Source organism: Exiguobacterium sp. GL_137 (assembly GCF_057834585.1).
In genome coordinates this window covers 2,546,306-2,561,665 of sequence record NZ_CM174406.1, presented here as the reverse complement: position 1 = coordinate 2,561,665, position 15,360 = coordinate 2,546,306, and the positions used below count along the sequence as shown (strand labels likewise).

Annotated in this window: 13 protein-coding genes; 8 read left to right on the top strand and 5 right to left on the bottom strand. The window is 50.6% G+C overall.

Going from position 1 to position 15,360, the window contains the following annotated elements; translation table 11 throughout:
* The first annotated feature begins 5 nt into the window (after positions 1-5).
* Genes AC3IRK_RS13340 through AC3IRK_RS13310 form a run of 7 tightly spaced genes read left to right on the top strand, consistent with a single transcriptional unit; the run spans position 6 to position 7,004 of the window.
* Positions 6-1,349 (top strand): nucleotide sugar dehydrogenase, encoded by a 1,344-nt coding sequence (locus AC3IRK_RS13340; RefSeq protein WP_131972222.1) that lies wholly within the window; start codon positions 6-8, stop codon positions 1,347-1,349.
* Positions 1,337-2,446, top strand: coding sequence for a glycosyltransferase family 4 protein (locus AC3IRK_RS13335; RefSeq protein ID WP_131972224.1), 1,110 nt, complete (start codon positions 1,337-1,339; stop codon positions 2,444-2,446). Before AC3IRK_RS13340 ends, AC3IRK_RS13335 begins: the two co-directional genes overlap by 13 nt.
* A 16-nt stretch (positions 2,447-2,462) precedes the next feature.
* Positions 2,463-3,083, top strand: a complete 621-nt coding sequence (locus tag AC3IRK_RS13330; RefSeq protein WP_131502321.1) for a sugar transferase — start codon at positions 2,463-2,465, stop codon at positions 3,081-3,083.
* On the top strand, positions 3,064-4,131 hold the full coding sequence (locus AC3IRK_RS13325) for a lipid II:glycine glycyltransferase FemX (RefSeq protein ID WP_489170069.1): 1,068 nt from the start codon (positions 3,064-3,066) through the stop codon (positions 4,129-4,131). Before AC3IRK_RS13330 ends, AC3IRK_RS13325 begins: the two co-directional genes overlap by 20 nt.
* Positions 4,128-5,282: an aminotransferase class I/II-fold pyridoxal phosphate-dependent enzyme gene (locus AC3IRK_RS13320; protein ID WP_131972228.1), complete on the top strand. Its 1,155-nt coding sequence runs from the start codon at positions 4,128-4,130 to the stop codon at positions 5,280-5,282. The genes AC3IRK_RS13325 and AC3IRK_RS13320 overlap by 4 nt, the downstream gene beginning before the upstream one ends.
* Positions 5,283-5,305: 23 nt before the next feature.
* A complete protein-coding gene (locus AC3IRK_RS13315) occupies positions 5,306-6,046 on the top strand; it encodes a hypothetical protein (protein WP_131502318.1) in 741 nt (246 codons plus the stop codon).
* Between the two features lie 34 nt (positions 6,047-6,080).
* Entirely contained in the window at positions 6,081-7,004 is a 924-nt protein-coding gene (locus AC3IRK_RS13310) for an LCP family glycopolymer transferase (RefSeq protein WP_489170068.1), read from the top strand.
* Between the two features lie 93 nt (positions 7,005-7,097).
* On the opposite strand, the gene AC3IRK_RS13305 is transcribed toward AC3IRK_RS13310, so the two are convergent.
* On the bottom strand, positions 7,098-7,709 hold the full coding sequence (locus AC3IRK_RS13305; protein ID WP_489170067.1) for an AmiS/UreI family transporter: 612 nt from the start codon (positions 7,707-7,709) through the stop codon (positions 7,098-7,100).
* A 151-nt stretch (positions 7,710-7,860) separates the two neighbouring features.
* Positions 7,861-9,114, bottom strand: a complete 1,254-nt coding sequence (locus tag AC3IRK_RS13300) for an SH3 domain-containing protein (RefSeq protein ID WP_251138605.1) — start codon at positions 9,112-9,114, stop codon at positions 7,861-7,863.
* 159 nt (positions 9,115-9,273) lie between these two features.
* On the opposite strand from AC3IRK_RS13300, the gene AC3IRK_RS13295 reads away from it, so the two are divergent.
* A complete protein-coding gene (locus AC3IRK_RS13295) occupies positions 9,274-10,182 on the top strand; it encodes a Gfo/Idh/MocA family protein (protein ID WP_489170066.1) in 909 nt (302 codons plus the stop codon).
* Positions 10,183-10,250: 68 nt separating this feature from the next.
* On the opposite strand, the gene AC3IRK_RS13290 is transcribed toward AC3IRK_RS13295, so the two are convergent.
* The 3 genes from AC3IRK_RS13290 to AC3IRK_RS13280 all read right to left on the bottom strand — a co-directional run bounded on the left by AC3IRK_RS13290 (position 10,251) and on the right by AC3IRK_RS13280 (position 15,314).
* A complete protein-coding gene (locus tag AC3IRK_RS13290) occupies positions 10,251-10,799 on the bottom strand; it encodes a hypothetical protein (RefSeq protein ID WP_188004724.1) in 549 nt (182 codons plus the stop codon).
* 80 nt (positions 10,800-10,879) lie between these two features.
* A complete protein-coding gene (locus AC3IRK_RS13285; RefSeq protein ID WP_131502312.1) occupies positions 10,880-11,569 on the bottom strand; it encodes a zinc ribbon domain-containing protein in 690 nt (229 codons plus the stop codon).
* A 199-nt stretch (positions 11,570-11,768) separates the two neighbouring features.
* Positions 11,769-15,314, bottom strand: a complete 3,546-nt coding sequence (locus AC3IRK_RS13280; RefSeq protein ID WP_131972238.1) for a CDP-glycerol glycerophosphotransferase family protein — start codon at positions 15,312-15,314, stop codon at positions 11,769-11,771.
* Positions 15,315-15,360: the final 46 nt, after the last annotated feature.

Sequence of the window (15,360 nt, the reverse complement as noted above, 5' to 3'; positions counted from 1 at the left end):
CCATCATGAACAAGGCAGTCAAACACATCGTAGATACGACAGCAGCCGAAACACGATCACTCCCCATCGCCAACCGTTCGATTGCCGTCGTCGGTCTCGGATATGTCGGTCTTCCCGTCGCCGTCGCCTTTGGCGAAAAAACGGAAGTCGTCGGCTTTGACATCAAAGAACAGCGGGTCGCCGAACTGAAAGAGGGCATCGACGCAACGCTTGAACTCAGTCCGTTCGTCCTCAAAAATGCCGACGTCGAATACGTGACGGATGCAACAGCACTTGGTGTGAGTGATTTCATCATCATCGCCGTCCCGACACCGATCAACGCCCAAAATCAACCGGATTTGACACCGCTTCTGCGCGCTTCACACCTCGTCGGACGCCAACTCAACAAAGGCGATATCGTCGTCTACGAGTCGACGGTCTATCCGGGAGCGACGGAGGAAGATTGTATTCCGGTCCTTGAAGAAGCATCCGGTCTGCGGGCCGGGATCGACTTCTTCGTCGGTTACTCGCCGGAGCGGATCAATCCCGGTGATCATGAGCATACATTCAAGACGATCAAAAAAATCGTCTCAGCCCAAAATCAAGAAACACTCGATATCGTTGCTGAAGTCTACGAAGCGGTCGTCGAAGCCGGCGTCCACCGGGCGTCCTCGATCAAAGTCGCCGAGGCGGCAAAAATCATCGAGAACACGCAACGCGACTTGAACATCGCGCTAATGAACGAACTGGCGATCATCTTCGACCGGATGAACATCGATACGCTTGAGGTTCTCGAAGCCGCCGGAACGAAGTGGAACTTCTTACCGTTCCGTCCGGGACTCGTCGGTGGTCATTGCATCGGGGTTGATCCGTTCTACTTGACGATGAAGGCCGAGTCGCTCGGTTACCATCCGGAAGTCATCCTGGCCGGACGCCGGATCAACGATACGATGGGACGTTTCATCGCCACCTCGCTCGTAAAAAATCTGATCAAACAAAACATGCCGGTTCTCGGTGCGCGGGTGACGGTCCTCGGTCTATCGTTCAAGGAAAACGTCAGCGATATCCGGAACTCGAAAGTCGCGAACCTCGTCAAGGAAATCGAAGAATTCGGTATCGAAGTCCAGGTGACGGACCGCCTTGTCGAAAAAGGAGATGCCAAACGCGAATACGGAATCGATTTAGTTGATATGGCAGACTTGAAACCCGCCGACGTCGTCATCTTCGCCGTCTCGCACGAAGAATATGTCGAAGGCAACTGGCTGCTGGCGCAACATCTGCTCAAAGTCGGTCGCGGAATCGTCATCGATATCAAAGGGATGCTGGAACCGGCGGAAAAACCGGAAGGGGTGCATTTATGGCGACTTTAAAAATTCTTCAGGTCTGCGCCCTCGATACGACGGCCGAGACGATGTTACAACCGTTGCTGTTAGCCTTGCAAAATGCCGGACATGAAGTCGGCATTGCCTGTGCCGACACCGGGGCAGCATCGAAACTCGCGGCGCAAGGATTTACGATGCACGACATTCCAATCGAACGGAAAATCGACTGGACGAGTAACTGGAAGACGATTCGTTCAATCGTCCAGATTTTAAAGACCGAACAATATGACGCCGTGCATGTGCACACGCCGGTCGCGGCGGCCCTTGGCCGGGTCGCGGCGAAGCGGGCCGGCACGAAACATATCGTCTATACGGCACACGGTTTTTATTTTCACGAAAAGATGGGACGTGTCACCTACCAGCTGACGTATTCCGTCGAGAAATGGCTGGCACGGTTCGCGACCGATTATCTGTTGCTCCAAAGTCAGGAAGACTACGAACTGGCGAACCGCAAACGGTTCAAAAATACGACCCGCCTGATGCACCTCGGGAACGGGATTGATTTAACCCGGTTTTATCCACGTCCCCGCCAAACGACCGGACCGTTCACGTTTTTATTCATCGGGCGGATCGTCGAAGAAAAAGGAATTCTCGAACTGTTGAACGCTTTCGAACAGGTTGTCGCGGTCCAACCGGACGTCCGGTTGATGATTGCCGGTGAGATGATGGAAAGCGAACGCGATCAGACGACGAAACATACGTTCAGGAAACGGATCCGGGAAATCCCGAACATCGATTATCTCGGTTTCGTCGAAGATGTACCGGAACTGTTGCATCAAATCGATGCGTTCGTGTTACCGTCGCACCGCGAAGGTGTTCCCCGCTCAATCATCGAAGCGATGGCGACGGCGAAACCGGTCATTGCGACAAACATCCGCGGCTGTCGGGAAGAAGTAGTCGACGGCAAAACCGGTTATCTGGTCGAGGTACAGGATGAAACACAACTGGCCCGGCGGATGCTGAATCTGGTCGAACAGCCGGACGTCGCGTCTGAAATGGGACGGGCCGGATTCGAACGGGCGATGAAACACTTTAACGAAGCAGATGTCATCAAGCGGCAACTCAATCTCTTTTCGAACTTATGAGAAGGAGGACGTTATCATGAAACGGACATTCGATTTCACTGTCAGTCTACTCGCTATCCTCGTCCTGTTGCCGGTCTATGCCTTCGTCGCCGTATTCGTCTATACGAAGCTCGGACGACCGATTTTCTTTAATCAAGTCCGTCCGGGGTACAAAGGAGAACTGTTCAAGATTTATAAGTTCCGGACGATGTCGAACGAAACCGATGCGGACGGCAAGCTGTTACCGGATGCCGACCGGATTCCAAAATCGGTCGAATGGATCCGGCGCCTGAGTCTCGACGAGATCCCCCAGTTCTTTAACATCCTGCGGGGACAGATGAGTTTCGTCGGACCCCGTCCGCTGCTCGTCAGCTATTTGAACCATTACTCAAAAGAACAGATGACACGGCATGACGTCCTGCCGGGCTTGACCGGATGGGCACAAATCCACGGTCGAAACGCGACGACCTGGCAGGAACGGTTGGAACAGGATCAATGGTATGCAGCGAACCATACGTTCCGACTCGATTTATATATTCTTTGGAAGACCGTCAAGATTGTCATTTCTTCAGAAGGGAATTCGACCGACCACCAGACGGGGATGGGTGAGTTCAAGGGACTCGATGGGGGTGTCCATCATGATGTCGCTAAGCAATGAACGTCTGATTCACGATCCCTTGGAATGGGATGCCCTTGTCGCCCGATATGGACTTGATTGTTATTATGAATACGCTTACTTTGAACTGGCGCAAGAACCGGAAGCGGTACCCGAGATGTACATTCATCCTTCCGAGTCCGGTGTGCTGATTTATCCGTACTTGAAACGTAAAATAACCGGCACACCGTTTCAAGACTTAACGACTCCATACGGATACGGCGGACCGGTCTTCGTCGGACGCTGGTCGAGCGATCAAGTCGAGGATATCCGCCGCCACTTTCTCGATTATTGTCACGCGGAACGGATTGTCAGCGAAACGATTCGTTTTCATCCGCTCCTTGAAAATCAGGAACTTGGACAGGTTTGGTGTGAGACGACGACAGTTCTGCAACAGACGGTGACGGTCGATCTGACCGATTCGTTTGAGACGATTGAAAGTCGGTTCTCTTCGATGACACGGCGGAACATCAAAAAAGCCATTCGGGAAGACGTGACGGTCCGGGTCGCGGGACAGGACGAATATGACCGTTTCATCCGGCTTTACCGGCTGACGATGGACAAACACCAGGCCGATGCCCGTTATTACTTCACCGACCATTACTTTCACCAGTTTCAGGATGGGCGACTGCCGGCCGAATTATTGGTCGCTGAGCGAGAAGGAAAGATCATTGCCGGTTGTATCGTTCTCTACGGTCAACAGTTTGCACATTATCATCTCGGTGCATCCGATCCGGCGGAACTGGCAGCCCGTCCGAATCATCTTCTGTTCGCTGAAATGATCCGCCGTGCCAAGGCACTCGGAAAAACGGCCCTTCATCTTGGAGGAGGAACGACGCGGAACGAGAACGACAGCCTGCTCGCCTATAAACGTTCCTTCAGCCATCGCCAGACATCGTATACGCTCGGGACATCAGTGCTCCATCCTTTACTGTACCGGCAATTATCCGAACAGTATCTCACACACCACATCCCGTCGTCGCAAGACTGGTTTCCGGCATACCGGACACCTGTCCGCCAACTGTCACCAAGGGAGGAGCAGTCATTATGAAACACATCCCGTTATCAATCCCGCATCTCAGTGGTCAGGAAATACGTTATGTTACGGAAGCTTTGGAAACGAACTGGGTCGCGCCGCTCGGACCAAATGTCGAAGCATTCGAGGCGGCAATGAAAACGTACAGCGGTGCAGCAGCGACACTCGCAACAAGCAGCGGGACCGCAGCCATCCACTTAGCCTTGGCGACGCTCGACGTTACGGCAGGGGATGATGTCTTTTGCCAGTCGTTAACCTTTGTCGCCTCGACGAATCCGATCCGCTATGTCGGCGCAAGACCGGTTCTGATCGATTCCGAACCGGAAACGTGGAACATGTCACCGGCGGCACTGCGCCGGGCGATGATTCAAGCCGCGACCCGGGGACGCCTGCCGAAAGCCGTCATCGTCGTCCATCTGTACGGGGTCGTTGCGAAGATCGAGGAGATCGCCGCCATCTGTGAGGAGTATGATGTGCCGTTGATCGAGGACGCGGCAGAATCTCTCGGATCAACGGTCAACGGCCGGATGACGGGCACGTTCGGAACGTTCGGCATCTATTCGTTTAACGGTAATAAAATCATCACGACGTCAGGTGGCGGCATGCTGGTCTCAAATGACACCAGATTGATTGAGCGGGCCTTTTATCTCGCGACTCAAGCCCGTCAGCCCGTCTTACATTATGAACACACGGAAGTCGGCTTTAACTACCGGATGAGTAACGTCTCTGCCGGCATCGGACGCGGACAGCTGGAAGTGATCGAAGAGCGCGTCGAGGCACGGCGGACGATTTTTAATCGATACGTCCGGGCGTTCGAGACGGTCGATACCTCGCATTATCAACAGGAGATTGAAGGAAGCCGTGCAAACCGCTGGCTGACGGCACTGACGTTACCGGGCGGCATGGAACAACGGGATATGTTGATTCGGCAGTTGCAGCAAAAAAATATCGAGGCGCGTCCGGCCTGGAAACCGATGCATCTGCAACCCGTCTACCGGGATGTTCCGTATATCACGGCGAATGAGGAGGATGTCAGTCGCCGTCTGTTCGAGGAAGGAATCTGTTTACCGTCCGCTTCGCAAATGAGTTTTACGGATCAGGCACTCGTCATTCGTTTTGTTCGCCAGGGACTCGTTGAAGATGTTCGACGAAATGTTCAGTTATGAATGTGTGGGAGGGAGACATCGTGATGAGCGATTTGGAGGAAGCGATTGAAGCACTCCGTCTCGCTGCGAACGGGAAAAATGAACTGACGGCAAATACCTACTTTCGTTGGCAACTGAATACCCAGTATCCAAGCGTCGCGGAAATCCTGATTTTATTCGGATCATGGCAAATCGCTCTCGAACGGGCCGGCATCGGCCATGTCCGGGTAGCCTTTACCAAGTCGGATATCGTCGAGGCCTTACGAGCCGCGAAGGAAGAACTGGAACCCTTCACGAGTGCGACGTATCGTGAATGGGCTCAGCAACATCAGGCGCCGAGCTTGACCGATATCGTCCATCAATTCAACTCGTGGCAGCAGGCATTATCGGAAGCAGAAATTTTAAAAGAACGGGTGCAGGAGATGGAGCGCCGGATCATCGAATCGTTACTCGAAGCACAAGAGACGTTATCCGTCCTGACGAGCCAGACGTATACGAAATGGGCAGCCGGAAAAAACCGGCCGACGGTGGCAACGATTGCGAGACGGTACGGATCGTGGAGTAATGCTCTGGAAATCATCGGGATTGAACAACCACGCAAACGCTGGACGGAAGAGGAAGTGTTACGCATTTTACGGGAGGCATCGGTTGAAATGGATGGTTTGACGATTGCACACTATCAACGCTTCAGTGAGGGACGGGAGGCGCCGAGCATCGGTGTCATCACGGCCTTGTTCGGCAGTTGGAGCAATGCGGTGATGATCGTCTCCGACCAGCAATCGTAAATCGACTTGATCCGAAGGAAAAGGGGATATCATGATGAAAAAATGGACGTGGCTGATCATAACAGTGGTTGGTATCGGGTTACTCGTTTTTTTCGGATCAGGTGGGTACATCCAGCAGGCAGATCATCCGACGAGCAAGCAGGCGGAGGTGGCCGATTCGACACATGTCGAGGCGACGACTCAATCTCAACCGGCAAAAGCCTCGAAGAGCAAACCGGCAAATCAACAAAAGGCGTTGTCGTTTTTATTGCTTGGTGTGGATCAAAGGGGAGACGAAGCAGGACGGAGCGATACGATCATCGTCGTCACGGTTAATCCGGCAACCGGCGAAAGCAAGATGCTCAGCATCCCCCGCGACTTGAAGACGGAAATCATCGGTGTCGGTTCGAACGACAAAATCAATCATGCCTATGCTTTCGGAGGTCCGGAAATGGCACGGGATACGGTCGAGCATCTACTCGATCTGCGAATCGACTACTTCGCCGAAATCAATCTCAAGGGGTTCACCGATTTAGTCGATGCCGTTGATGGAGTGACCGTTGAAAATGATATTAATTTTTCCTATTATGAGATGCAGTTCCCGAAAGGTCCAGTGTCACTGAACGGAAAGGAAGCTCTTGCGTATGCCCGGATGCGTCACGATGATCCGCGGGGGGACTTTGGACGGCAAATCCGGCAACGGCAGGTCGTTCAGGCCGTCGCAGATAAACTGACGGCTGATTTTTCCTTGACGCGTTTTAACGATGTGTTGACGGCACTCGGTAAAAATGTCAAAACGGATATCCCGTTCCCGGTCGTCCGGAAGCTTGCGACCGATTACCGGGACAGTTTGAAACAAGTCGAGACGTTGTCGCTTGAAGGAAGCGGCGGCATTGAGTCGGATCAGATCTATTACTGGCATCCGACAGCCGCTTCGCTGAAGCAGGTCCGGACCGAGTTGCAAAAGGAACTGAAATGATGGTTATAGTCCTCGAAAAAGGGCGGCAGATTAAAATCCGCCGCCCTTTTTCATATTCATGCCCGACGTTGAAGCCAGGATGGATGGTTGTCTTTAGTTTTTCGAACGGACAATCGTCCGGACAGGCAGGAACTTAACGGCCGCATAGATGAAATACAAGACCGTCATGATAGCGGCTGCACTCCAGATGAGCTGGTAGCTGGCATCGTTCGTCCCGAACCGCAGTCCGACAAGAGCCGGAACGATTAGCGTCAGCCAGCTGAGGACAATCGCAACCCGTGCCGTCAGAGCATCGATGCTGATGTTTAATCCCATCCCGAGGAAAAATAATCCCCACAGGATGACCCAAAATAACCACGTCGCACCACCCATGAAATCGCCGGTACTAAAGCTGACCCCTGCATAAAACAGCGCGGAGATGGCGACAAACAACGAGAACCAGCCGACGCCGCTCCCATCAAGACCAAATAAAAAGGTGATGCCGACATAGAGGTACGTAAACGCAAATAAATAGATGCTCGCATAGCCGAACGTCAATGCCGGATCTCCGGCTGCCCCGATGACGAGCCAGGTCGCGATGAACGTCTGCAGTAATCCGGTCAACAGACTGAACAGGCCTGCACTCTTCAAATCGACTTTACCGAACAGCGACAGACTATTTAAAAAGAGGGCGACGCCTCCGAATAACAAACTTACATTTCCCACGTGAATTCCTCCATTAAGACGTCAGACGTCTGATTGTTATCTCCACCATATGATGAATTCGCTTCCATTGCAAGTGAAATTTTTAAGAGAAAATCAACAAAAAAGACTCGCGATTCCACTTTCCGAAGAAAGCGGATCCGAGAGTCTGTTCTTAACGATTAAGGACGGAACGTAACGTCGTTTCTGTTTGAGGAAGGGTCCCTTTTAACGTGACGAGACCGTAACGTGTTGAACCTTTTTTAATGAAGAAGACCCGTGTATAAGCAGATTCCGGAGTGTAACCGGTCTTGCTTGCATAGACACGCGTATCACCTGGAAGTGACGTGTTCGTGTGATACCACGTCAACGTCCGGGCATACGGTCCTTTAACGGTCGTCTGGAACGACTTACGTCCGCTGACCGTCATCAGATAACTGTACTTGGCATAGGTATTGGCAAGCTTCTGCATATCCGCCGCCGTCGTATAGTGGCTTGGATGATAGAAGCCGTGTGGATTCATGAAATGACTGGCCGACATGCCGATTGCTTTCGCTCGGCTGTTCATCATGGAAACGAAGTTCGACTCCGAACCGCCCGTACGGACCGCGATGGCTTTCGCGGCATCGTTGCCTGACCGGATCAGCATCCCGTTTAACAGTTGACGCATCGTGACTTTGTCACCCGATCGGAAACCAGCGGAGCTGCTGCCGGCAGGAACAGACAACATCGAATACGTCAGTGTAAATGTCTGATCGAGTGTCCCCTTTTTTGCAGCCGCGTCATAAGCGACAAGGGCCGTCAATAATTTTGTCGTACTCGCCGGGTAACGGCGGGCGAAGCTTTCTTTCGTCAGTTCATAACCGGATGATCCAAGCTTGAAATAACGCATCGAAGCGACCGGATAACTGCCGCTCGCTGGAGCAGGAGAGCTCGTCGTCAGCTTTCTGGCGACTTGGTTCGAAACATAATAGTAGTTCGTTTTCCCTTTGACCTTATACCAGCCATTCGAATAGGAAACGGCATTGAACTTTGACTTGTATGTAGCATGCCGCTTGATATTTTTAGAGGAAGCTGTACTTGGTGACGTGCGGACGTTTGCGCCTGCCGTTGAGTAAACGATGATTTTATATGTCTTGACGGAACTTGTTGTCACCTTTTTAGCGACTTGATTCGACAGATACCGATAGGCACTTCCATCTTTGATTTTGTACCAACCGTTCGAATAGGAGACCGCTGTGAATTTAGCTTTATACGGAGCACGACGGGTAATGGTTGCAGATGAGCTTGTACTCGGCTTCGACCGGATGTTCGCTCCAATCGTCGACGTGACGATGACCTGGTAGCTTGCTGCTTGGGCAGGAACGGCCGGGAGACATAACGTAATAAGTAGGACGAGCGTCAAACCAATCCTGAATAATGATTTCATAAAAAAACTCATTCCCTCCTTTTGCAAAATATGTTCTTATCATAAAACAAAAAAAGGAAATTATCTTCTTTTTTAAAAAAATACTTTAGTTATACGAAGTGTATGAAAACCGCTAACATAGGGTATGAGAGCAAAAGACGTGTCCAAGGAGGAATTTAGATGAAGATTGCAATAATTGGTTTAGGCGATATCGCTCAAAAGGCATATTTACCGGTCTATGCGGAGCGGACGGACTTAGAGGTCTATCTTGTTTCAACGGATCAGGAAAAAGCAGAACGGTTACGGAACGCTTACCGGTTTGCCGGAACATTGTCTTCACTCGAAGACGTGATCAAAGAGGGGATTCAAGTCGCGATGATTCACTCGGCAACGAAAGTCCACGCGGAACAAGCGAAACAGCTGCTGACGGCAGGTGTCCATCTCTACATTGATAAACCGGTCTCGCTCGAAGTCGCGGAAGTCCGGGCCTTAACAGAACAGGCGGAAGAACAAGGACTGCATTTCATCACCGGCTTCAATCGCCGGTTCGCATCTGCCCATCGGACGTTACTCGAAGTCGAAGAACCGAATCTGGTCGTCATGCAAAAAAACCGGACATCCTTCATCGAAGATGCGAAGACCTTCATTTTTGATGACTTCGTCCATGTCGCGGATACACTTCGATTCCTGACGGGACGAGGTGAAATCGAACAGTTGCAAGTCCGCGGTAAAAAAGTCGATGGGTTGTTGCATCACGTGACGATTCAATTCGAATCGAACGGTATCACGGCGATCGGCATCATGAACCGGAACAACGGCGTGACGGAAGAACGCGTCGAAGTAATGGGACCAAATGAAAAACGGATTGCGACAGATGTGACGTCGGTGGAACGGCTGACGAAAGCCGGTACGTTGCGTCTTCCGCTCGACAACTGGGAGCCGACGCTTCACCGTCGCGGATTCGTTGAGATGGTAGATGCGTTCATCGAAACCGTCCACGGAAATCCGTCAGCATCTGTCACGGGGAAAGACAGCCTGGCGACGCACGAGCTGTGTGCGGAAATCGTCAGTCGACTGGATGCATTGTAATTCTTTTATGTAAGTAAAAACGAACGCTGCCTCTTGAATCATCAAGAGACAGCGTTCGTTTTTTTCGTTTACTGATCAGCTTTTTTTAATTGATAGATTCGTTTCCCGCCCGTACCTTCGAAGGTGACGGTAAGACCTGCCCGGCTGAAGACATAACTGACGAGCCCTTCGGATTGGGCGAGGCGGGCCGATAAATCCGGTTCGAAGCGGACTGTCTCTGTATCACTCCGGGTTGCATCAGTCGTTCCGAACTGTTGATACTGGATCGTTGCCAGCAACGTGTGCGGTTTACCGAATGATACTTTCACTTGACCTGTGGCAGGGAAGGATTGTTCTTGCAGCCCGTCATCGAGAATACTGCGCTCGATTTGATAAGTACCCGCTGCTTGTTTTAAGCGCTCGATCATCGCTTCGGCACTGAGTTGAATCGACTTTGCCTGCAAGCGAACCGAATTATCTTGTGTTAACGGCAACTGTTCAATCTTTCGGGCAGTAGTGACGGCGTCATGAAAATGGTAACTCGCAAATTGCGTTTCCAAGCGAACCATCAACTGAGCTGCTTCATCCATCGGGTCCTGACGGGTCGATTGATCGACGGCTTTCGTATATTGTCCCATGTCCAGTTCGTCCTGGATACGTGACGGCTCCTGGGAACACCCCATCAGCAGACTGCATAAAAGAAGTATGGCGAACATTCTCATGCGGGCACCTCCGTCCGGACGATGTGCGTGATCTGCAGGTGATCCGTATGTAACCGAACACTGTAACGGACAACGTACGTGACGAGCTGATGACCGGCAGGAAGTTGATACGTTTCAATCGTCCTTACCTGATAGGAATCTCCTTTTGAGACGAACCCCTTAAAGTCAACTGTCTGGAGGCGCGGTGGAATCGGACTGTCGGAAGCGGCATGGATCGTCCGTAACGCCCCGACTTCTGACTGAAAGGCATCCAAGGTCGCGAACTGGATGGCGGAGAACGTTTCCAGTGTATCCGTCGCTTTTGAATAATTGGCCGTTTCCGGAACCGTTTGGGTATATTGACGGACGAACTTCAAGATATCGTAAGAGGCCGGAGGGTTTTCCGACGAATAGGTTTGATTGTAGGCGGATGTCTCATCGGACCAATCCGACAAAGGTAAGGCTTGAACGGGCGCCGCCAGCGTCGTGCGGGCTGAGTCGGTTTGCGTCAAGGCATACCATGTCCCGATCGATCCAACCGCTAACGCGAAAACGATAATGAAAGATAAGATGTGACGGCTGGATTTGACCGGCGTGACCGGTAATTCCTCATCGAAGCGTTGTTTTTTGAGGACAGGATGTTTGCAGTAGGAACATGCTGTCGCTTCTGTTTCCAATGGTGTTCCGCAAAGTGAACAACGTTCCATGAACCATCCCTCCTAAGTAAAATGACATAATATTTTTTGTGTCGAATAATATTTTTGAAATTCTAATTTAGAATAACATTAATTGGAAATCAAATCAAAAAGCAATTGGCTGAAGGCGGTAGTTGTTCGGCTGAACAGAAAAAAAGATTCTTTCCACGGGTGTGGAAAGAATCCTTTCTCATATGAAACTTTCATGTTCTTAGACGGAATAACTGCCGTCCGATTGCTCGGTTAACTCGAGTGTGTCTTTCGCAAAATAGCTGTCGACGACACGTGAAGCCGCCGAACCATCTTCCATCGCACAATACGCTTCCCGGAAGGAATCGAGTCGCGACTGGTAGTCGTTCGTCAATTGCGGGATATTCGCCAAGGCCTCAATAAAGGCATCTTCGGTCTCAAGAATCGGTCCCGGTAAGTCTTTGTAGTAATCAAGATAGAAACCGCGTAACGTATCGCGGTATAAATCAAGATCGTAAGCATAAAAGAACATCGGCCGGTTCATATTCGCGAAATCAAAGAAGACGGACGAATAGTCGGTAATCAATAAATCCGTGATCAAATAGAGTTCCTGAATATCCGGATAACTCGTGACATCGATGAAACGTTCCCGGTGTTCGGCAGGAATCCGCGGTTTCTTCGTCACAAGGACATGGGTCCGGATCAAGAAGACGTACTCGTCTCCGAGCGCTTCAGCGACGCGGTTGAAATCGAACGGATAGTCAAAGAAGAACTTTCCGTTTCCGAGCGACTGATGATCGCGGAAAGTCGGAGCATATAAAATGACTTTCTTATCATCCGACAATTGGAGTTTCGTCCGGATGCTTTCGATTGTCTTCGGCTGATTGTTCGAGAAGAACAAGTCATTGCGCGGATAACCGGATTCAAAAATCGGTCCATCATACCGGAAGGCACTTTTGAAAATCGTCGAGGCATAAGCACTCGGAGACAACAAGACGCTCCACTGCTTGATCGAGTTCGTGACCCGGTCGATGTATCCCTCGTCCCGTCCGTGAATCTCGTCCAAATCGAACAACATCTTCTTGAGCGGTGTGCCGTGCCACGTCTGAATATAGGTCGTCTCTTTCCGGCGTGTGAAGTAATGCGGGAAGTTCTGGTTGTTGACCCAGAACTTCGCCGTCGCCAGGTAATAGAAGTAAGCAGGTGACAGACGTTTGATGACTTTGGCATTCGGATCCCCGAGATACAGACGCTTATGATAGACCCAGACGACTTTATAATCGAGATCACGTCGTTTTAATTCTTCATAGATATAACGCGGGCTGTCGGAATACTGTTTACCGAGTCCACTTTCAAACACGACAAGTTTCGGGTCGACCGGCAACCGTTGCATTAAACGATAGGCCAGTTTCATTGAAGGGAAGTAGAACCGGCTCCGGCGATACAGACGGAAGAGAATATTGGCGGCTTCCGCCGTCTGGATTTGTTCGATCCAATTCCGTTCCTTCTTAAAATCGACGACTGTTTGAAGAATTTTCTCCGAATACGAAGACTCGACGGGTTGCAAGAAGGCTGCAGCACGTGCCTGATATTCCGGCGCCATCGCGAACGAACGGGCAGCCGTCGCGTCGAGATCATTAAACAACTCATCGAGTGTCGATGAGATCGGTCCCGGTAATTCCTGTTCCAGATCCAGATAAGAACCCTTTGGTCCGATGAACCGGACCGGGTCAAATTGGAAATAGTGAACCGGACGATTCAAGAAACTAAAGTCGAACGCGACACTCGAATAATCGGTCACAAGGAGCAGACTTTCCTTCATTAATCCTTGTACGTCCCGTTCACCCTGATGGATGACCGTGATCGGCAAGTCTTCGAAGTGACTCGTATATTGTTGCATGTTCGGATGCAGGCAAAAGACGATTTCGAGCTGATGTTCGTCCGCGAATCGGTGTAATCGTTCACTTGTCAGCAACGTCTGATATTGTTGATAATACTCGGATTCAAAGAATTGAAGCGGTGTCTGTAACCAAGAACGCCATGTCGGGATGATCAACATTTGTCGTTTGACTTCGACATCTTTTGCAAGCAAAGCATCGAAGCGGGACAGACCGGTAATCCGGACTTCCCGTTCCGGATACCCCATGTCCTGAGTCACAAGACGTTTTTCCCGTTCTGAACTGACAAGGAATAAATCCGTATCGAACGCCGGTGCGAATTTGCCGTACTGGTCGTCCATGTTTTTCGTCCCAAGGACACCGTGCTGGATAAAGACACGATCAGCTTTCATCTTCCGTTTGAAGGCTTCCGACCGGAGCGGATAAAGATATTCAGCATGATGCGTCCCGATGACTTTTTTCGACATCAGTGAATGATAAATATGTTCCTTTGACTTGAACGGTAACGCATGTCCTAGCTGTTCGACTTGCGAATATTCATTGGACTCAGGATCAATCACGTAATAGACAGGACGATCGGGATACGTCTCGCGCATGTATTTAAAGAAATGATAACCGTTGTCTTGTGCTTTGTAAGGACGTTCGCCGACGAGCCATGTATTCTTTTCGGCAAACAGTCGATAGAGCGGAGCAAACTTCATCATATGATTCAAATAAGCATAGTTGTCATTCGTAAATTCCGTCATTTCGAACGACAGATTCCGGTGTCCGACCGTAAAGTACGGGATGATATGCATCGTCGTCGCATCTCCTTGCCCCCGTGTTTCGGGGGTCAATTGACGGGTGATATAACGTGCCCGTCCAAGGCGAAGCAACGTTGGGGCAGAACGGTGGTAATAGTCCAGAGCAACGAAAGCATCATAAATGCCTTCTTGTAAAAGTTGATGCTCCTGGTGCAGACGTGTCCAATTGATGACTGTCCGGTACGTATACCGGTAGAGACCAAATTTTTCGGCACTCCGGGCGTTATCGTATACCCAATCAATCGGGACCGGGATTTGCTCACCCGTCTCGCGGTGTACGAGTTGTAACGTTCCTTTTCGGATGAAAGCATGCCGGGTAAAGATTTTCCCTTTGATTTCCGTTTGATCGGCGACTGGAGAATCAATCGCATCAATCTGCATCTTCGGTTTGACCTTTGGTTCCTTATTTAATAACAGGCGAAGATTCCCTTTTAAATCCGTATACAGGTGGGCAACATGTTGGAAGTCCGCATCAAGCAGTGGTTTTAATGGCGCGGCGATCCGGGTCTCCAAGAACCGGCCGAGAATGATTTCACGTGTGAAGAGATCATCAATAATCGTGGCGTGACTCGGTAAGCCGTTTGTTTCCCATTTCTCGAGCGTCGCAGGTTGGAAATCAGTGACGCTTTTCGAGAATTTGAGCCAAAGCGAGAAACGTCCGGAAGGGAGTTCTGTCTCCTCTTCAGTCGTGTCGTCAGAAGCATCTGTCTCTAAGCTTTCTAACGTGTCTTCAGCCTCTTTCAAAAGCAACGGCTGTTCCTGCTCGGTCAGTTCCTGATTTTCGAGGACACGATTGACGAGGGCAGGAAGTATGTCATGCGTCAACGAAAAGGAAAACTGATGTCCTCCTGAGCTGTGCGTGTTAGGTAAGGCGATTACTTCGTTTAAAAGACGATCGCGAACAAGTAAGGCTTCGACCGTCACTGTAGTATCAGAAAGTTTTCCTGAAAGGGTCTGTTCTTGGAATGTGGAATCCAGTTGCAGGAATTGTTTGAAATTCGATCGTTTTGGACTGTTTTTTTTCGGTGCTGGCAAAATCGTTTTTCCGAATCGTGCCATCCGTAATAATGTCTTGGAAAGACTCACGGGGTAGAACCTCCTCATAAAAAATCGTCTGTTTTCGACGGCGAAA